A 20,298-nucleotide genomic window follows, 5' to 3' on the forward strand; every position below is an offset into this window, starting at 1 on the left:
AATTTAAGTATGATGTATGTAACCCTTTTTGAAAAATCTTAAATATAGCGGTGGTACGCTTGCATTTATACAGCAAATTGCACGTTATGAACTACTGCTAGCAGAAGTTGCTGCAGAGGAAGCGGTAATTGCTGCTATCATAGCTGCCTGCTGCGCCTGTATAAGGACCTCTATCATTGTTTGTAAGCCTGTGTTGGCAGTGTGACTTTCCGTACCTTTCTGACTTACGAATAATTGAATAGCAATAAGAATATTTGCATCCGTATGCCAACGGAATTGCTTGTCCCCCTGCAATTTTTCAATGAATGCCTGAACAGAAGCGACCTCTTTCTCTCCATCCTCAAGCAACGCTAGTAACCCGATAGCTGGATAATGCATCTGTTTCACTTTTATCTTTTCTTGTCGCATCATGTTCCATATGTTTTTATATCGTGCTACTAAAATATCTTCACTGACATCCTTCTTTAGAGAAAGAATATGACTTAAAAATTGAAGATTATTCCCTTTGTACATACCAGCTGCCGCCAGCTTCTGATAGAGACGTTCCACTCGATCCATAAGCTTCTCTACTTTCTCTGATTGTCCTGCTAGTAAAACAGCGAGCGGGTAATCATCTGCACTTGTAAGAAAGAAGTGATCCTCTTTCATGCGTTTATATACTTGCAGCGACCGCTGAATGCGTGTATCATGCTGTCCCTTGTCTTCTGGTAAAAGCACAGCTGCTGCCAGATAAGTGAATATACTCCGGCTAAAGCCACCAGCAACCAATCTTTCATATAAATCTAGAAACTGCTGAAACGCTTCTTTGTAATGTGTAAAGTGAATATCTAATGTTGCTGCAACCACAAAGCGATGATAGGACTTTAAATATGAAAACATTCCTACCTGATCCTTAATATAACTACTAATTTCTAAAAACCGCCCAAGATCAAACGACTTATCGCTGCCAGCATACATAGCGGCAATCATCATCCCTGTCCGAGAATCACTAGTTTTCCACCTTAGTTCTCCCTTCAACTGTGCATATATGTATGTATACTGCTCCAGCTTCTGTTCCAATGTAATCATAGCTGTCCCCCCTCATTTTCTTGTACTTCTCTTCTATCATACTATAATTCCATATTTAGGAATATTGTTTTTAATGCAGATTTGGTAAGCTTATACTTCTTTTGGTATTTTCCCCATAATCCCCCTATTAATTATAAGTCAAGTTCCCTTCCCGTCTTCCTATCTCTTTTTATTCACTCCTAACAATATGTTCCATATGAATAGGTAAATCCTTCACTTTATCCTTTAGAAAATCCGGTTTCAAGTTATATTCACTTATTCGTTCTAATGGAACCCATTGAAATACATACCTTCTGCCATCTTCTTCAAGAATAAAAGTATCCTCCCCTTTTGCAGGCAACTCCAGCAAATTCACTTCATAATAAAAACTAATTTCATGGAACTGCTGCGAATCATATGTAAAGAAATTTTCAACCGTCCATAAGAGCCTTTTCACATCAATATTTACTCCTAGTTCTTCCTTAAGTTCTCTTTTCACTGCCACTGCACTGTTTTCTAGCATTTGTACTCGGCCGCCCGGTACATACCAGAAATCTTCCCCTTCATTTTGAAGAATAAGAATTTTATTTTTGTGTTTGCATATTGCACCGACTCGGTAGTTGAAACAAGTTTTTGCTAATTTGAATGTAAGATCCATTATTATGTGCCACCTTCATCTAATTTGAGATTGAACTACTAAACTATTTTATTTGCAAGTTGTTGTTTACAAGTGATGATAATAAAAACTAGGTAATCGTATTGACAAACAATTGAACTACCCCCACCCTCACTTCGTTTAGAGGAAGGGGGCTTCTCGGTCAAACTGATAAACTTATTTCGCTACAAAATAATTTGTTACATATTGTGCCCAAAGCTCATGTCCTTTAGCGCTTGGAAAACCAAATTCTTCTTGTAAGTATGGCAGAATCTCTTTTGTTGTTGGATCCGGCCATACTTCCCAATGATTCACATAGGTATAACCATTTTGCGCTGCAAATTGTTTTAACGCTTCAATAGCCTTTGGATAATTTTCCGCATTATACACTGGATTTGGTGGTTGAATCATAATCGTAGCACCTTCTGCACTAGTAGAAAGCGCTTGAATAAACTTCTGTGTATTTGCTACAGAGTTTCCATTACCACTTTTACTGTTATCAGTAATGAATGGAGGCTCAAACAAAATGACATCTGGATTTGCTTTTGCAATATCTTTATCACGTTTATTCGTAATTAATTCCTCTGTACTTTCATCTTTATATTCCTTCACCGTTACATTCCATAAACCTTTACCATAAGAAGCATCTAAATTAGCTGTTAACTTAGCCGCCCAAGTATCTTTTTCAGATGAAGAAGCTTGATCACCGACAATAACAAGATTTACAACCTTCTTATCCGCCGCAGCCTTCTTTAACTTCTCTTTCACTGCACCTGGTAATTTTTTTGCATATTCTTCATTAAAAGCTGTTTTTGCATCCTGTTTCTTCTCTACTTTTTCTTCTTTCTTTTCCTTACTATCTTTCACTTCACTTGTTTGCCTTGTCGCATTTGCAACCTTCTTATTCCAGTACAATTTCCCACTCACAATAGAAGCGACAAACAGTACAAAAATAACTAGGACAAGCACTGCTTTCTTATTCATCGATCCACCTCATCTATTAATCTCATATAATATTCATATACACCCACGCAAAAATAAACCCAATTCCTTCCAAAAATGAGTTGGGTTTATAAACGTTATTTCGTCAATTCAAGATGTGCTCTTAATTTATTTGTTAAATCTTATTTTGCTTGATCTGGAACATAATCGTACCAAATACCGTCAGCTGCTGGAATAATTGCTTTTCTTACTTTTTTCAATTTCAGCCCCTTCCATTTATTTATTTTGATATAATAATAAAAAACCTATCGATAGAGTCATAGTTATAACTCTATGGATAGAGGTTCTATCGCAAATAAATTATGGGCATCTAACCCACCCTCACATCATACTCCTAACGACGAGCGTCTAAGGTAGGTTTCTACCCACAGCACGACCGAGTGCCTCCATTGATAACGGTTAGGAGACATCACCAGATTTTCGTTTAAAAAATACCAAATAATTTCTTACGACGAATTTGTTCTGGTTCTTCTTTATAAATCGCTTTGCCACTTATCAATAAATAAAGATTTTCTTTTAAATCATTCATGATGTTTGTCCCAAATTCTCTTTCAATCATGTCATATCCTGCTCCCAGGTGAAATCCTCTTGATGTTGTGTTATGAGCATCTGATGCAATCATATGTGTTAAATTATGTTCAACAAGTTGTAGGGAGAATTTTTTGATTTTTTTCCCAAAGTTACCAATAAGACTTCCTGCCGTTACTTGTGTTAATGCACCTTTATTCACAAGATTATATAACTTATCTGGTCGCTCGATTAACTCCGCATTACGCTCTGGATGAACGATAATTGGAATTATTCCCTTTACACGTAATTCATATAATAATTGTTCTGCATATCTTGGTACGTGATTAGATGGAAACTCAATTAATATGTTTTTATTCGTTTCATTTAAAGTAACGATTTTACCAGTTTCATAATCTTCTAATAAATTCCCGTATAATCTAACTTCTTGTCCTGGTAAGATTTTTAGGGGAATATCATGTTGTTGCAGTTCATGATTTAATTGTTTTACTTGGTGAATAATCGTAGTACGTTCATTTATATATTTTCCATTTTGATGGTGTGGCGTTGCGACAATTGTATGGATTCCTTCCGCTACCGCTACTTGTGCCATCGCTAAACTGTCCGTCACTGTTTGAGCCCCATCATCAATACTAGGCAAAATATGACAATGTAAATCGATCACTATTTCCATCCTCCTTTCAGAAGGGAGATATGCTTCTAACATATCTCGTCTTTTTTATTAGTTAGTACCATGGTAATAATATAAGCTTTGCTCACGTTCACAATCGTTTAGAACAACACCTAATAGTTTACCTTTTGCAGACTCTAGCAATCCTTTCGCTTTTACAGTCGCTCCTTTTTCTGTCGATCCACTACGAACGACAAGAACAGATGCATCACATTGATTTGCCATAATTTGTGCATCTGTTACAGCTAAAATTGGTGGCATATCAATGATCACTAAATCGTACATACTATAGGCTTGTGTAAGTAATTCTTGCATCGACTTCGAACCTAGCAATTCTGCCGGGTTTGGCGGGATTGGACCACATGATAAAAAGTGTAAGTTATCAACGGATGTTTTTTGTATACACATTTCGAAATGTTTGCTCTGTGTTAACACGTTCGTTAATCCGAAGATGTTATCGACTTGAAACATTTGATGCAGCGCTGGTTTTCGCATATCGGCATCAATGAGTAATACTTTCTTTCCTTGTTGAGCAAAAACAACTGCCATGTTGGCCGCTGTTATTGTTTTCCCTTCACCTGAGTTTGCAGATGTTACGATTAATGATTGAAAGTTTGTATCGACAGCTGCAAATTCAATATTTGTACGAATGTTACGATATTGTTCAGAAATTGGTGACTTTGGTTGCTGATGAGCAATCAGTTGACGCCGTTGACGATGATTTTTTTTCTTTTTAAATAAACTTTTAAGAACCAATTGTTTGTCCCCTCACTTTTCTTAATGATGGAGCATATGATAATCTGCCTGTTTGTATCTCTTCATCCATATGCGTAACATTACCTAGAACTGGTAAACCAAGTAAATTCTCTACATCTTCTTCTTTTTTCACCGTGTTGTCTAAGTATTCCAGTAAGAATACAAGACCAACTGAAGCCATTAAACCAACAACGAAAGCGATCGCAACATTTAACATTGGACGTGGCTTAATTGGAGATTGGTTTTTAGCAACTTCTGCTTCAGATAATATAGTGACATTATCAACGCTCATAATTTTCACAACTTCAGTTTTAAAAACCCCAGCTACTGTATTTGCAATATCACGAGCTAGTTTCGGATCTTTATCTTGTGCTGTTACAGTTACAACTTGTGAATCTTTTTCATTCACAACTTCAATTTTCTCATTTAAATCTTGAGTTGTTATATTTAAGCCCAGTTTTTCTTTCACTTTATCTAAAATTACAGGACTTCTAATAATAACTTTATATGTATTCGTCAATTGAATATTTGATTGAATTTCACCCAATTGGATTGCTGTTCCGTCTTACTTCTTCTGATTCACAAGAATTTGCGTTGAAGATTGATAGATTGGTATCATAAAGAAAAAGCTAATGATAGCACTTACAATAGCTGTACCAAATGCGATTACGAGGATCATTGCTAAGCTTTTTCTTAAAATATGAAATAACTCTTTTAAACTAATTGTTTCCTCCATAAGTTCCTCCGACTTTCTAAAATCCCCATCAAATTATATAATCTATATAAGATATTACAAGAAAGAGACTGGTAAATAGTTATCATTTATCAGTCTCTTTCTTGTAATAATGCCCCTACTGTACTTGATCTTGCTTTCTACCATGTGAACTACACCAAGTAATTTTCCGGATGCTTTATCTAATATTTGCTTTTCCTTTAATACTTTTCCTTTTTCTCTTTATTACAATATTTCATCTTCCCTATCATATCCCTTTTATCATAATCACTCACAATAACCTTTGCCCTCAATAAGTGTCGCAGTAATATGATAAAGATTCCTTTTTTTTCATAGCTTTATTATTTATCTATATACTTCTTTGGTTTTAAAGTATTCATAACGTCATTATATATAAGCTACCATTATTTATCAATAAAATTCCGAATAATCTGTATTTATCGAACTAGATAAAAAGATCTACTAGTAAAAAAGGGCTGTCCGCCATGGCCCACAACTTCCTCAAACAAGCGGAAAAGAACTGCTCGTCTGAGGAATAAAGTCAAAAAAAATAAATCTAACATCACTTTTAGCTAAATCCCCTTCACAAACAATACCCTACTCCCTCCATTCCCATCATAATTTGTATGTACGGATACCCCATCAATTTCTCCATCACCTGTTTCAATTTCAAATCCAATATCTTGATGAAATTGAATCGATTTTTTATTTACTGGCGAAGTTATCGCTTTCACAATATGACGATTATTTGCACGAGCTGCATCGAAAAAATGAGAATATAATGTAGAAGCAATTCCTTTTCTTCGATACTTTGGATTTACACCAATAAAATGAACATATGCTTCATCTGTATATGTTTGTGAGAAAAATCCGCATAAAAAGCCTAGTGTTTCCCCATCCTCTTCAATAATAAAACTTGTCTCTTGAAAATGAACGAAAAAAAGTTTCGGCAGCATATCCGCCATATTTCTCCCGCCCCACCAATCGTTAAGAACGGAATGAATCGTTACGTAATCTTCCTCTTGAATGTTCCTTACTTTCATTTCTCTCTTCCTCTCACTCTATTATTTCCTAATTCATACCTCTAACCATTAAATAAATGCAAATAACCCCTATTACATAAAATCATTCTATTCTAATGAAAAAACATCACTTTATAATATTTGCTACTAATTATATTACTTCCTCCAAATTTTAAATTTTGACATATAAAAACATTTTTTATAAAATATTTCAATAATTAGAATATTTAAAGTGAAAAGAGGTAATATGATGAATCAACAAAGTTCGATTCAAAAGAAAGCTTTAATAGCTAGTTTAATTGGCAGTTCTATTTTCTATTAAAAAGGAGGATTACCTAAATGATTCATATTACAGAAGAAATGGTAAAAGACACTTATAAAATGAAAGATTGCTTACAAGATGTAGAAAGAGCATTTCAATATTATATGAACAATGAAATTGCAACACCTGTAAGACTGAATATACAGCACTCGCAAGAAGATGCAAACTCTCTTTATATGCCCTCTTATGTAGCTCCAATCGAATTTGCATCTACAAAAATCGTTAGTATCTTCCCTAAAAATACGCAAAAAGGAAAAAAAGCACTGCAGAGCTTAATTGTCTTAACAGAAACAAATACTGGTGAGCATGTCGCAACAATTGAAGCTTCCTATTTAACGACACTTCGCACAGGAGCAATGAGTGGTATTGCGACAAACCATTTCGCTCGTCAAGAATCTAAAATTTGTGCTGTCATCGGCTGTGGTGCTCAAGCACTTGGACAAATACAAGCTGTTATGGAAGTTCGTTCTCTCACTCGTATTCTTCTCGTTAATCGTACCATACAAAAAGCTTTTGAATTTAAAAATCATTTACTCTCCTTGTATCCAAATTGGAACGGAACAATTGAGATTATAGAATCAGCTGACGATGCTGTTGCAATGGCCGATATTGTAATTTGTAGTACAACGTCAACTACTCCTGTATTTGATGGAAAAAAATTAAGAAACGGTACCCATATTAATGGAATCGGCTCTTATCAACCTCATATGCAAGAGCTCGATTTCACAACATTGCAGCGCTCCAACAAAATCATTGTAGATACATTAGAAGGTGTTCGGCACGAAGCTGGAGACTTTCTGATCGCAAACGAAAAAAATGGATGGGATTTTTCAAATATATACAGTGAACTTGGCGACATTATTATGGGGCATAAACAAGGACGGACAAACTCTGATGAAATTACTTTATTTAAATCTGTTGGGGTTGCCTTTTTAGATACAGTAGTGGCTAGTTCGATTTATCGAAAATATATAGAAAAAGCCTCCGTAAAGTAACTCGGGAAAATAGGTTTAAATAAATATATATATATACGTCGCAACCGAGGTAAATCACTCAAAAAGTGACCGCTAAAGTGACTCGTTATATTAATACGATTTGTATAATTATCCGTCACAAGTACGATATTTTAACGTTTACAATGAATAAATCAATGTATAAGAGCGTATGTTACTACGCTCTTTTTTCGCTGTCACCAAAATTCACTTCTTTCGTCCTCCCTAACTCCTAAACATAATTCCTTTCCCCTGATTTATCAACTCATTGTCTTGTTATTTTCAATTTAAATTGATTCTTGCTTTTCTTCGTTATAAATTCTTAATCCTCATGCATTAGTTGTCTTTAGTTCTTTTTCTCCCGAACACTATTCAACGTTATTAACAATTCGTTAAACATAAAATTTCTTAAGTGTATCCTCAGCGAATTTCCCTAGTTCTCCCACTATTTTTATAACATTATTTATCCCCTCGAAAAAACCTTCAAATACGTTTTCGTCTTTTTTCATGCAGTGACAACCTCTCTTATTCCGTTCACCTTTTTATTGTCTTATATAATTAAGACACGTTAAAATATCCACCCACCTAAATTAAACGCCATTACTTTCGAACTCATGCTTGCACGGAGCTTGACCGCCTTTACGCTTTTTGCTAGCGGAAGGAGAAAAGTCTAGGAAACGATGGACAGGCTTCACCCCTACTCGCAAAGACAAAAACTATCAATACGAATAAGGGGTAAAGCACATACTAGCGTCAGTCGTTGGCTGAGATTTCCGCGTACGCCCCTTCCGACTTCGGCGATATCTGACGATGCCCCCTGTTCCCATAAGAACAACATGAGTTCACTCCTTACCGTTAATGGCCGTAACCGCCTAGGCCTTGTACACACACATGGAAGGGTTATGCGTTGGAATGCACAGCGCCTTACTTTCCGACATTGGCTAGGCTCATCTGTTCAAATTTTTAGCGTGGTGTTAGGTCATTCCCACGTTCGGAAATTACTCCTGTCTCCCCTAAAAAAGACAATAAGAAACTAAGCCTCGTGAATCCCGTTTTTTAAAAAGAATGATTACAGAAGGCTGATCCGCTAATTTCCGTTATTTAGTTGTGGATATTACGTTAATTGGGTTAATCTCTTCGTAGAGTTATAGAATATAAGTGATAAAAATGATAATGAGGTACAGTAACGTTCCAATAATAAATACACCATAATACCAAGTACAGTCTGATAATGTATTTAAGCCAAAATAATCGTTTATTCTTGCAAACATAGTCTCGTCTCCTCGTTAAGTAATGGTCTAAACCAGAATTACGTTATTGCGTAATTTTTTGCCAAAACTTATACCTTAAATAGAGACTTTGGTTTAAACACTTGTTTGAACTTGAATGAGGAGGATAAATATTCCGAAAGTGCATGTTACTTTAGATAGCGTTTTAAAAAAGACAGGTAAAACTCAAAAAGAGCTTGCGGAAATAACAGGTATTAGACCTGCTGCAATTAGTGAGATATATAATAATCAACGAAAGTCTTTAAATAGAGAGCATATCGATAAAATAATAACGGCTTTAAATATTACTGATATAAATGAGTTAATTACTATTGTGGAAGGCTAATGAAGGCGCCTTTTGTTATGGAGAAATTTACCTTAGATTTGATATAATTGACATATAGGTAAATTTAGAAAGAAGGTGATTTACATGATACTTTTTAATGATACAAATTTGATAATAGCCCTTGCTATTTTATTTTTTATTCTTTTCCTTTCAAGTGGTTTTAAAGAGAAAAGTATACTATTCCTGTCAATTTTCTTTGGTGGAATGTTATTTGATCACTGGATTGCTGATAATGAGTTAAAAGATACGAACCTCGGCACAGCTTGGTCAATATTTTATTGCACTATAATGGTCGTTTTTATTATCGTCATGACTCGTGACACTATACAAAATACAAAGTACATCAGGGAAAAAATAAAGAGACACAAAGCATTAAAATAACAATAAAGATAGATAAAAAGACCGCCTACCACCATGGCGGTTTTAATTTACATTCATTTCCTCTATACTTACACTATCTCCTCACAAGTGTTGTTATACTGTAACTAAGTAACATCCAGGAGAGACCGCCCCAACGATCTACTCCCAGAAATGCAGTTACTTAATTAGTTGTTTATATTTGAGTTTGAGTTGTTTGCTTCGAGTGTTCCTGTTGTAACGTCTGAAGTGGTTCTGAGTTGTAAAGACTGGCGAACTTTCTGCTCTAAGAGCATGTTCTTCAGTCTTTTTTCTTTTCTTACCATATATCGTTATCGTATGATAACAGGAAAATATATTATGAAAGTGTGATAACAATGCAATTTAACGAAAAATAAACAAAAGCCTTCCTCATGTGAGAAGGGCTTTTGTTTATTTTAATATGCCATACGTATATTACATTCCTTCGCCATGGGTATTAGTATATTGAATCACCTCATACGTTTGTACCGCGGTCATTGCTTCACCATGGGTATTACTTAAAGTAACTGGTGCCACTAGCATAAATCCCGCAAATAAAAGTCCTGCGGTGCTGATAAGTAGCTTTTTCATCATTTTAAAGTCCCCCTTTTTTCTATTTCAATCTTAGCTTTGTATCCCACCCGGAAATATTCACTTACTTTCCGGTGATTACCTTCATCATAATACTTGTTCGCCAATTCATCAGCATAGTTTTGGACAAAATGCCATAACTCTTCTTTTTGGAAATAATGAATTCCATCAACAACAACCTTCTCGTATTCTTCTATAGGTTTATGATGCAGTTTTGCTTTTAGAATTGATAGATGATGATAATATTCTATATTATTTTGTTCGCTACTGACTTGCAGCCCCTTTTCTATATAATCAGCAGCTTCTCTCGTATTACCCAGGTTTAAATGTTCCTTAGCTAATAAGAACATTGTTTTACAGCTGCCTTCTAATGATTTAGATAGATAGTTAATCGCCAGTTGCGGCATGTTTTAATCTGAATACAATAACCCTAGATTGTGGCGGATCATAAAGGCAAGTTGTTTTTGATCTTGTTTGCTCGCTGTATCTAGTGCCGAAAGAAAGTATTCTTCTGCTAACTCATACTGCCGTAAAGAAGTACTTGCAAGCCCTAAAATGTTATTACAAGAAGCTATATTTATATCATACTCAACTTCTTTAGAGTAGATTTCTTTTGCCTTATTACCATATGTTATAGTGTTTAACGGTTGGAACAAGTAGTAGTTAAATAATGCGTACTGATAATTAAATTCTGCCTGCTCTAATTCATCTGGAATAAGTGATAGAAGTGTTTCTGCCTTGTGATAGTAGGATCTAGCATCACTATACTGTCCAATCTTCATTGAATGTATAGCATTGAATAGGTAGTAGTAATAATTAAGCATATCAATGGTGGACTCTTCTATATGATCTCCTGGCTTAACTAGATTCGCTGTATTATTTACTAAAAGGTTATACCTAAACTCTAGTAAAGAGTAATAAATAAGAAGTGTTTGGTCTTGCTCCATCTCGTCTAGAAGTATCTTAACTTCTGTTCTTAAGTTTTTTGCTTGCAATAACTTTTGAGATCGCATAGCTTTGTACCAATCGTTCATTAATTTTGTAATTTTCTCATTCGCCTTCATTACAATCACATGATTTCCCCCTTTGCATGTTCGTATCTATATGTTTTATATCACAACAGTAAAATCCATATTGTGGCATCGTTTAGCACATTAAGAAAATATTTCTCTATAATTATCAGAAAACTCCAGAAGACAAACAAAGAGCCACCTGAAATCATGGGATTTAGTCTCCTAAAATCATTAAATAAGCTGCCCTGTCATACATGATCAGGGCATGCCGATAAGTATGAACATGATTAACTTTTCTGAAGTAAAGACTATTTCATCTTCTAATATTTCTAATTCAATCGTGTATAATAAGATTATTTACATGATAAAAGCTAAGAACAGCATAACCCCAACGCATGGTAACAATAGGATAGAATCATACTATAAAAGCCCTTCTCACATGAGAGGGCTTAATGATTTAAATGTACAATATAGTTGTCTTCTAAATATCGAAGCGCTAGAGTTTCCTCTATTGTCATCGGTCTTACATAAGCCAATTCTTTATCCCCTTTTGCTTCTACTAATATCCATCCTGTTGAACCACCATATCGTACCATATATTTTTTATCTTCTTTTATTAATCTATACTTATTTACTCCACGTTCAATTGCTGTAACTGGTAACATGCTTAGAAGCTTGTCTTTATCATCAACAAATTTCACTTGAAAAAACTCGTTGTTTTTATACAAACGGAAATAATATTTCTTTTCACATTGAGATATTTCTACTATAGTGACCGTTACCTCTTGTTCGGATAGTATTGTCAATTCCACTACACTCATCTTCTTCATTAGTTTCCGTGTAAAATTTTAACAAATGATTATTAAAATGCTGTAAAGCGGAAGTAAAGATTACACATTAAGTAAAAAATAATCTTAATATTACTCTAAAAAGATAAATTGATTACTTACTCAGATTCTAGAATTTATTACATTGGTATTTCGTGCAAACTTATTGAGTTAAAAAATACAGGAAGGTTTTACTCCCCTATCTGAGATATCCAATTCCATCTATTCCATATTACTTGATCTCCATATATATTTTCTGCTGTACACTTCATAAAATCTAAAAATTTATCATGTTGTTCAAATTCACCTGTTAAGCATCCACTAGTAAACTGATGACAATTATTCAGGATTATATTATATTTTCTTAACCGACCAATATTACGCAGCGCTCTATGATAAGCAGACTCAAACGAGATTGGAGTGCCATTATTTTTGTCCATTGGGAAAAATATATCTCTTGATACAGTTGTTATATGATCGGTGAACTCAAATAAATTTACTATCTCGATTAATCCTTTTCCATTTAAATGTACAGCTTCAAAGTTACCAATATAAATACCTGAGTGTTCCACCATACCAAACCCTAAGTCACAATAGATTGGTGCACCTAATCCTGGTTCAGTATATGTTTTGCGGTATTTAATCTTGTTAATCAAAGGATTAACGATAGATGGTATGTTTACAATCCCACCTGTTAATGTTGTTGTCAAAGTTTTATGTTTCACATACTCTTTTGCTTTATATGCTATTTTTGATTTCATACCTACTTTGTGTTTAATATGATTTTTATCTTGAGATTTCATCATGACTTCTCCTATTAATAAATTCTATTATCTATCGGTCTATAATCTTTAACCATTTCTTCAAACTCAAATCTTTCTCTCTATTAAATCAGCTATGCACAAATCAATTACTTCTCCGTTTGAATATATTCCTGCAGGAATCATTATGTTAAAACCTTTATTTCCTTTCATGCCGATAGCTCTTCTGGTTATTAATTATTCTCCTAACTCTTAAGTATATTTAAAGTATATGGTATAAAGAGATCCACTTCAATTATTTACCATTTATTTCCTGTATAAAAAGAGAAGATTTTCACCCTCTCTTAAGATTTCTTTATTATATATTTTCTTAACGTGCTATTACTTCTTCCCAGCCTTTTGTATACATCATTAGCAAAATAAATAATTACATTCTCCATAGTGCTGCAACACCTCTTATTGCACATTCTTCCATATTGTTTTATAAAATCCTGCAAAAAAAGCCCATAATGTTGGGCTTTCACTCTAGTGTATGTATTTTCTTTTTCTCTTTCTCACAAAAATAGGTCACTGTTAAATTAATTAAAAATGCTACAAATGCAAGCGCACTCGTTGTAATAAAAACATATTCCAGGGTTGTTAAATTATTGTAATCAATTAAAAGTAATAAAAATCCTATACAAGCAAAAGACGATATGTTACTAGTAATAACTTTTTTCAATTCTATTCGCCACCTTTCCCCATACTTTTATTATACACTTCCTTTTACTAATAATTTTATACATTTTTCAAAAAACACCAAATTGGATTTATTTGAATCAATTTCATAATTGTTTCTTTTCGTCAGTTGGATTGGCAAAATTTTAGAAGTATGTTTTTTTGAAAATACTAAGCGGCTTGATTCACTTCTTTCATTTTTTGATTGATTCGATCTACAGCCAACTTTGAGGCATTATAAACAAGCGTCACAAGATCGAAATGTACTTTTGCTCGTTTTCCAGATCGATATCGGACATTTTTTAACTGAAAGAATTCTTTTAAGTATGCGTTTACTCGTTCGACAGCACTTCTTTGATTGTAAAGCTTTTTCCATGCTTCTGTTCCACGAACCGGGGCGCTATATTTTTTGTACATAAGCATAGCTGAAATTTACATAATGTTCCATTTCTCCAATTGTTATATCATAATCAGATTCAATTAACCCTAAATACAAAGCCTCAATATCTTCTAACGACATACCCTTCCCATCAACTTTAAGTAGAAATGAATCTTCCATCAGTTGACCCCTTTCTATTATTAAGTATTCCGCCACTACCCTACTTCTTTAATTCAAAAAGAAAAATCCTGTTTTAAATTTATACAGGATTTTAATCAAACCTTATTATTAATAATCAGACCTTGTATAAAGCTACAACATAACCTTAACTGGATGGATATGATCCCTATGTTTTCATTTTTCGATATATATTCAGAAATTTAAGAATAATATTGAAAAATTCCGTATATCACCTTAATCACATCTATATTCTGCTATTCTATTAATAAATAACAAAATATACCATTGGGATGAGGAGGATATTATGAGTGTTCCAGTACAAGAAAATGAACAGGTTACACAGCTATTAAATGATTGTTATCAAGCAATTTCAGCTCGACAGGTACTAAAAGCAACAGATTTAAAGGCCGAAATTGATACACATATAACGAACCTTAAAAATGGAAATGTAGAACAATATCAAAATCAAAACTTATTGCTTTACTATGCACTACTTGATTTTAAATACAAGCTTTTAACTGATCAATCAGAGATTACAAAAAACAGTTTTGATACAATTGAAAATTACGATACACCGGTAGATAATCTTCTCTCTTACTATTTTCACTTTTTCAAAGCCATTCATAATACAATTTTAGCTAATTATATAGAGGCAAAAGACTATTTTGAGAAAGCAGAACAACTTTTAAAATACGTTCCAAGCGAGATTGAAAAAGCAGAATTTAATTATAAATTAGGTGTCTTGTACTATCATATGCAGCAACCATTACTAACAATCAAACACGCTACTAAAGCCAAAGAAATATATAAGAAGCACACAAATTATGCGATTAATCAAATTGAATGTGATATGGCATTAGGTGCAGCAAGTATCACTTTAAATCAATTTGAGTTAGCTGAAGAATATTTCATTAGATGCTTAGACTTAGCCAAAAAATATAGCCAAAATTATTTAGTTATGTTAATTACATATGACTTAGGCTTCCTATATGCACAGCAAAATCTATCAGAAACTGCGATACGTTATTTAACAGAAGTCTACGAGCTCGAAAAAGAAAAGCCATATCATAAAACATTATTTCTCTTAGCACGAGAATATTTCAAATTAGATCAAGTTGAAAAGGCCAATCACTATTTAAAAGAAGGTATTAAAATAGCTGATATTGAATACACACATCATTTCAACATAATACAGGCTCTATATGACGAAATTTATAAGACTAGCCTAGAATCAGTTATTACGGCAGGCATTGAATATTTTAAAGCACAACAAATGTATGGCTTTATTGAAGAATATGCAGGATATCTTGCGAAACATTTTTATACTGAAGATAATCCCCAAAAAGCAAGTGTATATTTCAATATCGCGTACGATGCTAAACAAACACTTACAAAAAGGAGTGCATTAAAATGAAAAAATTATTAATTGGGTCTATTAGTTTTATCGCAGTGTTAATCGTTGGGATTTCTACAACTTCCTATTCACCACTAGCTGATCACGGAAGACTACCCGGTCCAGCAACATCTAGTTTTCTATATTCAGAAGGACTTACTGGCGGTATTAGTAAGTTAGAAAGTCATGGCCACACTGGAGTTGCTACTGAAGGTAACGGTGGAGGTACTCTTCAAAACAGCTAATATTGTTGATTTGAATAAAAGTTTGATTAAAAATCACTCTCAAATCTTGGTTCCATTGCATATAAAAAGCCATCGTTTTGAATAAATATTGATCAAAACGATGGCTTTCTTCTATATTCGGTTACGTTAAGTTCGTAGGGGTTAGCCTCCACACGACTAGCCAGCATTCACACCCAAAAACAAGGGTGAACAACTAAAAACCACTAATAATTAAAAAAACTTTTTACATAACAATTTAATCCTCCGTAGAAAACTACGAGGGGTCAATTTTTTCGAAGAGTATTCCATTTGAGGTCTCATCAATTTATTTTCTCAAATAAAATTTTGAGGTACACATTCACGAACACCAGAATTTTTCAATGAGTTAAATAAAGCTGCACTGATGCTTAATATAACATTGTTATCGGTTCCGTCTTCTAAATCATAGATTGCAAAGTATGAATTATCGACTGTAAAAATACATTTTCGTTCTAATTTAAATCCAGGTGGTACAGCTGGAAGTGTAGTAACTGCTTCACACACGGGTGTATCTCCTTCATCTCTGATAAAATCAAAAGTTTGTTCATCAATTTCATAGATATTAACTGGATCAATCTCTACACCTTTATCTGGAACTTTAATTTCATCTTCAACTAATAGGAAAAAGCGTTCGTTTCGAAAATTGAAAAGACATCTTGCTCCAATTTCAAATGATGCCATTCTATATTCACCTCCTTAGCAACTTTTTCATAGATTTAAAGTTGCTTTCACATAATATGTTAGATGAATAGATTTGGTTACGGCACGTACCTACGTAAATTACGAAGTTAGGGGTTTCACCGCATCATTATCAAGCTAAGCTTATGCAAAATAGATAACATCCTACTTGTATTTGTTCTTCTTGATTTTCCATCCATACACATAGAGCTTTACGATTCCTCAGCTTTTTCATCCAAGCTTATACACCTCTTGTGTCAATGTCTTCAAAGAAAGACAATTGGTTCATATGATACGCTTTCTCCCCCATTCAAAATGAATTCTCTAAAAGAAATGAAATGTTTATGATGGAATCCTCTTTCTATTTTTTTATATCAATCTATATATATCCATTTTGATTTTCCAGCATATAAGTCGCGGCTATGAAGAAGAAAAAGTGACCTGCACTCGTTTGCTCTCTTTGTTTTCACTTGGCATGGGGCAGGAAAAGGATCTGACCGCTGCTATGCATGGCCGGATTCTCTCTCCCACCTAAAAAGAAAGGTTTTATATCGATTTTTCAATTTGTATTTATATAAAACAACTTCCAATAAAACATTTCATTATTTATGCAAGATCCCAATAACTTTTATTTCACTTCTTCTATACTTTTCAATTTCTAGGTATTCCTCTTAATATTCTCTCTTTTAAATTCACTCCTATATTTGATACATTAAATTAAAAAGGAGCTGCAATAATGAATACAAAACCATCTTTTGGCTATAAAAAATCGAATAAACAATATGTTTTACGCCCTAGTTGCTATGCGATTATCTTTGATGAGTCCTGCTTAAAAGTAGCTGTTATCCAAAAAGGTACAAAATATTTCTTGCCAGGAGGCGGTATGGAAAATACCGAAACACGGGAATTATGCTTACATCGTGAACTGTTAGAGGAATTAGGATGGAAGATAGAAGTTCAACAATATATCGGCAATGCTGAACGATATTTTTATGCTGAAAAAGAAGATATACATTATTTAAACGATGGTTATTTCTATATTTGTAACAAGGTCAATGAACAAACTAATAGAATTGAAGAAGACCATATTTTAAAATGGCTCTCCCCTTCTCAAGCACAAAAACTACTTATACATGAACATCAACAATGGGCGGTGAAACAGGCCTTATCATTCCTAACATAAAAATGACCCCTTTCCACAGAAAGAGGTCATTTTTATCATTAACTCACTTTTTTCAAATTGAAAGCTGGCTTTTTTGCCGCTCCTTTTTTCACAACATATAAACCGATAAATATGACAAGTCCACCAATTAATTGCATCATATTCATTCTTTCTCCAATCGTTAATGCCGCAAAAATTACCGCAAACAATGGAACAAGATACATATACACCATTACTTTTGTTGAACCAATTTTACTAATACCAACATACCACATCGCAAGTCCAAAAACTGTTGCAAAGATGATTGAATAACCTAATGACCCCCAGCTTAGTGTATCGGTTGGCCATGATAATGTACTAACATTAAATAAACAATAGATTACAAGCGGCACAATGCCAATTAATGTAGACCAAGAAGTTACACGCATTGCTGAGTATTTTGTAATAAGCGGCTGCGCAAGAATTGGATACCAGCCCCACGCAATAGAAGCTACTAATCCAATTAAATTTCCAAGCCATGCATACTCATATTCAGATTGATTCGTATGTCCTGTTAATAAAACAAGTGCTGCACCGCTAAAAGATAATAGAGAACCGATTTGAATTTTCATCGAAAAGCGCTCTTGTTTGTGTAATACTGCTAAAATACCTGTAAATATAGGTGACATCGCAATTAATAACGAAGCATTTGTTGCTGAAGTATATTTTACAGATAGCATAAATAACGTTTGATACAATGTTGTTCCAACGATTCCAACAACTAATAATCTTAGCCAGTCTTTTCTTTCAATACGTAACGATCGTTCCATAAAAAATGTAATCAATAATAATACCGGAGATGCAACTAAAAATCGTAAACTATTGAATTGAATGGATGACATATACGCCACTCCATATTTCCCTATTGTATAATTCGCTCCCCATACTAACGCAACTGATATTAGGAGCCATTCCATTTGCCATCGTTTCACTCTAATCTCCCCTTCCACTATCCTAGCATAGTAAAATTGGCTGGATATCACACCGTCCAATTGGCTGTTTTTTCACCCAGCCAATTTGCTATAATGAGAATAGATAAGAACTAAGGAGACGTTATAAATGGAATGGAAGTTAGATACTGACAGCAAGATTCCGATTTATCAACAAGTTGTTGATTTTATTGAAAGACGTATTATGTACGGAGAGCTTCCACCTGGTAGCTTCCTCCCTTCAGAACGAAAATTAGCTCTACAACTTAATGTAAACCGCAGTACGGTTACAACTGCTTATAATGAACTACGTGCTATGGGAATTGTGGAAAGCTCAACTGGAAGAGGTACACGTGTGAGTACACATATGTGGGGCGTTTCTCCAACATTAACACCAAATTGGAGAGGATTCGTAGAAGGCGGTACTTTTTTACCTAATTTACCGTTACTTCGCCATATTCGAGAGCAAGTGCAGCAAAATGAAAATATAATTGATTTCGCAAATGGAGAGCTTGGTTGTAATCTATTTCCTCATGAGCAGTTACAAACTATTTTACGAGAACAACCTTTAACGCAATCCCTTAGCTACGATCATCCACAAGGCTACCTTCCGTTAAGACACGCCGTAGCAAAATATATGAGGGATCATCTGAAAATTGATGCAACAGAGCAATCTATTATGATTACTTCCGGTGCTCAGCAAGCTCTTCATCTTATTGTTCAATGTTTATTAAATCCAGGTGATGCCGTTGCTTTTGAAAGTCCATCACATTGTTATTCGTTGCCCTTATTCCAATCTGCAGGTATTCGTATTTTCCCATTACCCGTTGATGAGCATGGGATTGATCCAGAAGATGTTCATGAGTTATATCGAAAACACCGAATTAAAATGATTTTTTTAAATCCAAATTTCCAAAATCCAACGGGTACGATGCTTCATCCGAACCGTAGAAAGAAACTTTTATCACTCTGTGCAGACTTACGAATTCCAATTGTTGAGGATGATCCGTCTAGCTTACTAACATTAGAAAATAAACAGCCTTGCCCTACTTTAAAGTCCATTGATGAGAATGGAACCGTTATTTATGTTCATTCTTTATCAAAAATGATTGCACCCGGTCTTCGGATTGGTTGGCTTGTTGCCCCGCAATCAGTAGTAGAACGATTATCAGATGCACGGCATCAAATGGAATTGGGAATGAGTATATTTCCTCAGTGGCTTATGCAGCAATTTTTTGAAACTGTTTCATTTGATACGCATATCACACAATTACGAAGGCAGTTAGCTCAAAAAAGAGATGTCATTGTCGATGCCCTAAATTGTTACCTTCAAGATAAAATCTCTTTTTCAAATCCTGCTGGCGGTATTTATATATGGGGGAAATTAAAGCAGCCGATTAATGAAAAACAACTGATTATGCAAAGTTTAAAACAACAAATAGCCTTTATGCCTGGCAGTATTTTTGGAGCAAAAGATGGGTATATTCGTTTATCGTATGGAAAAGTGGATATCAATCAAATAGAAGACGGAATCTCTCGGTTACATGCCACTATCAAAGTTTGTGAAAAGTAAATATATTTTGCATCGGTGTTCCATAGATATAGAAAAGATTCCTTCAGAAGATTTGAAGGAATCTTTTTCATTTA

Annotated in this window: 23 protein-coding genes and 2 pseudogenes; 7 read left to right on the forward strand and 18 right to left on the reverse strand. The window is 34.1% G+C overall.

Annotation, left to right across the window (positions count from 1 at the left end; genetic code table 11):
• Positions 1-84: 84 nt before the first annotated feature.
• The 7 genes and pseudogenes from ACIQ7L_RS02255 to ACIQ7L_RS02285 all read right to left on the reverse strand — a co-directional run bounded on the left by ACIQ7L_RS02255 (position 85) and on the right by ACIQ7L_RS02285 (position 6,434).
• On the reverse strand, positions 85-1,068 hold the full coding sequence (locus tag ACIQ7L_RS02255; RefSeq protein WP_400566103.1) for a DUF4003 domain-containing protein: 984 nt from the start codon (positions 1,066-1,068) through the stop codon (positions 85-87).
• Positions 1,069-1,237: 169 nt separating this feature from the next.
• The gene (locus ACIQ7L_RS02260; protein WP_400566105.1) at positions 1,238-1,705 is read right to left on the reverse strand and encodes an NUDIX hydrolase; all 468 of its coding nucleotides are present in this window, start codon (positions 1,703-1,705) and stop codon (positions 1,238-1,240) included.
• A 174-nt stretch (positions 1,706-1,879) separates the two neighbouring features.
• Positions 1,880-2,686 (reverse strand): SGNH/GDSL hydrolase family protein, encoded by an 807-nt coding sequence (locus tag ACIQ7L_RS02265; protein WP_400566107.1) that lies wholly within the window; start codon positions 2,684-2,686, stop codon positions 1,880-1,882.
• Between the two features lie 442 nt (positions 2,687-3,128).
• Positions 3,129-3,896 carry a tyrosine-protein phosphatase gene (locus ACIQ7L_RS02270; protein WP_400566109.1) on the reverse strand — a complete coding sequence of 256 codons (768 nt, stop codon included), beginning with the start codon at positions 3,894-3,896 and terminating at the stop codon, positions 3,129-3,131.
• Between the two features lie 57 nt (positions 3,897-3,953).
• Complete coding sequence (locus ACIQ7L_RS02275) at positions 3,954-4,658, reverse strand: CpsD/CapB family tyrosine-protein kinase (RefSeq protein WP_400566111.1); 705 nt, start codon at positions 4,656-4,658, stop codon at positions 3,954-3,956.
• Positions 4,648-5,394, reverse strand: a pseudogene (locus ACIQ7L_RS02280) (YveK family protein). The gene ACIQ7L_RS02275 and the pseudogene ACIQ7L_RS02280 overlap by 11 nt, the downstream one beginning before the upstream one ends.
• Positions 5,395-5,963: 569 nt before the next feature.
• Entirely contained in the window at positions 5,964-6,434 is a 471-nt protein-coding gene (locus ACIQ7L_RS02285) for a GNAT family N-acetyltransferase (RefSeq protein WP_400566112.1), read from the reverse strand.
• 318 nt (positions 6,435-6,752) lie between these two features.
• Here ACIQ7L_RS02285 and ACIQ7L_RS02290 point away from each other — a divergent pair, with 318 nt between their 5' ends.
• On the forward strand, positions 6,753-7,730 hold the full coding sequence (locus tag ACIQ7L_RS02290) for an ornithine cyclodeaminase family protein (protein ID WP_400566114.1): 978 nt from the start codon (positions 6,753-6,755) through the stop codon (positions 7,728-7,730).
• A 1,142-nt stretch (positions 7,731-8,872) separates the two neighbouring features.
• On the opposite strand, the gene ACIQ7L_RS02295 is transcribed toward ACIQ7L_RS02290, so the two are convergent.
• Positions 8,873-8,998, reverse strand: a complete 126-nt coding sequence (locus ACIQ7L_RS02295; protein WP_400566116.1) for a hypothetical protein — start codon at positions 8,996-8,998, stop codon at positions 8,873-8,875.
• A gap of 139 nt (positions 8,999-9,137) precedes the next feature.
• On the opposite strand from ACIQ7L_RS02295, the gene ACIQ7L_RS02300 reads away from it, so the two are divergent.
• Both ACIQ7L_RS02300 and ACIQ7L_RS02305 read left to right on the forward strand, forming a co-directional pair.
• Positions 9,138-9,341: a helix-turn-helix domain-containing protein gene (locus tag ACIQ7L_RS02300; protein ID WP_400566118.1), complete on the forward strand. Its 204-nt coding sequence runs from the start codon at positions 9,138-9,140 to the stop codon at positions 9,339-9,341.
• Positions 9,342-9,425: 84 nt separating this feature from the next.
• Positions 9,426-9,722 (forward strand): hypothetical protein, encoded by a 297-nt coding sequence (locus ACIQ7L_RS02305; RefSeq protein WP_400566119.1) that lies wholly within the window; start codon positions 9,426-9,428, stop codon positions 9,720-9,722.
• A 432-nt stretch (positions 9,723-10,154) separates the two neighbouring features.
• Here the strand turns inward: ACIQ7L_RS02305 and ACIQ7L_RS02310 are convergent, their stop codons facing one another.
• The 8 genes and pseudogenes from ACIQ7L_RS02310 to ACIQ7L_RS02345 all read right to left on the reverse strand — a co-directional run bounded on the left by ACIQ7L_RS02310 (position 10,155) and on the right by ACIQ7L_RS02345 (position 14,187).
• The gene (locus ACIQ7L_RS02310; protein ID WP_400566121.1) at positions 10,155-10,313 is read right to left on the reverse strand and encodes a hypothetical protein; all 159 of its coding nucleotides are present in this window, start codon (positions 10,311-10,313) and stop codon (positions 10,155-10,157) included.
• The gene (locus tag ACIQ7L_RS02315; protein WP_400566123.1) at positions 10,310-10,660 is read right to left on the reverse strand and encodes a hypothetical protein; all 351 of its coding nucleotides are present in this window, start codon (positions 10,658-10,660) and stop codon (positions 10,310-10,312) included. Before ACIQ7L_RS02315 ends, ACIQ7L_RS02310 begins: the two co-directional genes overlap by 4 nt.
• A 60-nt stretch (positions 10,661-10,720) precedes the next feature.
• Positions 10,721-11,374 (reverse strand): response regulator aspartate phosphatase, encoded by a 654-nt coding sequence (locus ACIQ7L_RS02320; RefSeq protein ID WP_400566335.1) that lies wholly within the window; start codon positions 11,372-11,374, stop codon positions 10,721-10,723.
• Between the two features lie 398 nt (positions 11,375-11,772).
• Positions 11,773-12,135: a hypothetical protein gene (locus ACIQ7L_RS02325; RefSeq protein ID WP_400566124.1), complete on the reverse strand. Its 363-nt coding sequence runs from the start codon at positions 12,133-12,135 to the stop codon at positions 11,773-11,775.
• A 206-nt stretch (positions 12,136-12,341) separates the two neighbouring features.
• The gene (locus ACIQ7L_RS02330) at positions 12,342-12,953 is read right to left on the reverse strand and encodes a lecithin retinol acyltransferase family protein (RefSeq protein WP_400566127.1); all 612 of its coding nucleotides are present in this window, start codon (positions 12,951-12,953) and stop codon (positions 12,342-12,344) included.
• 478 nt (positions 12,954-13,431) lie between these two features.
• Positions 13,432-13,632, reverse strand: a complete 201-nt coding sequence (locus ACIQ7L_RS02335; RefSeq protein WP_400566129.1) for a hypothetical protein — start codon at positions 13,630-13,632, stop codon at positions 13,432-13,434.
• Positions 13,633-13,799: 167 nt separating this feature from the next.
• A pseudogene (locus ACIQ7L_RS02340) lies at positions 13,800-14,039 on the reverse strand (transposase); the annotation flags it as partial.
• A complete protein-coding gene (locus ACIQ7L_RS02345; RefSeq protein WP_400566132.1) occupies positions 14,029-14,187 on the reverse strand; it encodes a hypothetical protein in 159 nt (52 codons plus the stop codon). The gene ACIQ7L_RS02345 and the pseudogene ACIQ7L_RS02340, both read right to left, overlap by 11 nt.
• 304 nt (positions 14,188-14,491) lie before the next feature.
• Between ACIQ7L_RS02345 and ACIQ7L_RS02350 the strand changes: the two genes are divergently transcribed.
• Both ACIQ7L_RS02350 and ACIQ7L_RS02355 read left to right on the forward strand, forming a co-directional pair.
• Positions 14,492-15,601 carry a response regulator aspartate phosphatase gene (locus ACIQ7L_RS02350; protein WP_400566135.1) on the forward strand — a complete coding sequence of 370 codons (1,110 nt, stop codon included), beginning with the start codon at positions 14,492-14,494 and terminating at the stop codon, positions 15,599-15,601.
• Positions 15,598-15,825 carry a hypothetical protein gene (locus tag ACIQ7L_RS02355; RefSeq protein ID WP_400566136.1) on the forward strand — a complete coding sequence of 76 codons (228 nt, stop codon included), beginning with the start codon at positions 15,598-15,600 and terminating at the stop codon, positions 15,823-15,825. Before ACIQ7L_RS02350 ends, ACIQ7L_RS02355 begins: the two co-directional genes overlap by 4 nt.
• 312 nt (positions 15,826-16,137) lie before the next feature.
• Here the strand turns inward: ACIQ7L_RS02355 and ACIQ7L_RS02360 are convergent, their stop codons facing one another.
• Entirely contained in the window at positions 16,138-16,524 is a 387-nt protein-coding gene (locus tag ACIQ7L_RS02360; protein WP_400566137.1) for a spore coat protein, read from the reverse strand.
• Positions 16,525-17,257: 733 nt separating this feature from the next.
• On the opposite strand from ACIQ7L_RS02360, the gene ACIQ7L_RS02365 reads away from it, so the two are divergent.
• Positions 17,258-17,704 (forward strand): NUDIX hydrolase, encoded by a 447-nt coding sequence (locus ACIQ7L_RS02365; protein ID WP_400566139.1) that lies wholly within the window; start codon positions 17,258-17,260, stop codon positions 17,702-17,704.
• Between the two features lie 38 nt (positions 17,705-17,742).
• Here ACIQ7L_RS02365 and ACIQ7L_RS02370 read toward each other — a convergent pair whose 3' ends face one another.
• Positions 17,743-18,654, reverse strand: a complete 912-nt coding sequence (locus ACIQ7L_RS02370; RefSeq protein WP_400566141.1) for a DMT family transporter — start codon at positions 18,652-18,654, stop codon at positions 17,743-17,745.
• Positions 18,655-18,781: 127 nt separating this feature from the next.
• On the opposite strand from ACIQ7L_RS02370, the gene pdxR reads away from it, so the two are divergent.
• A complete protein-coding gene (gene pdxR, locus ACIQ7L_RS02375) occupies positions 18,782-20,224 on the forward strand; it encodes a MocR-like pyridoxine biosynthesis transcription factor PdxR (protein ID WP_400566143.1) in 1,443 nt (480 codons plus the stop codon).
• Positions 20,225-20,298 lie beyond the last annotated feature (74 nt).

Origin of the sequence: Bacillus sp. NPDC094106, from assembly GCF_044764345.1 — a bacterium.
Taxonomy (GTDB): domain Bacteria; phylum Bacillota; class Bacilli; order Bacillales; family Bacillaceae_G; genus Bacillus_A.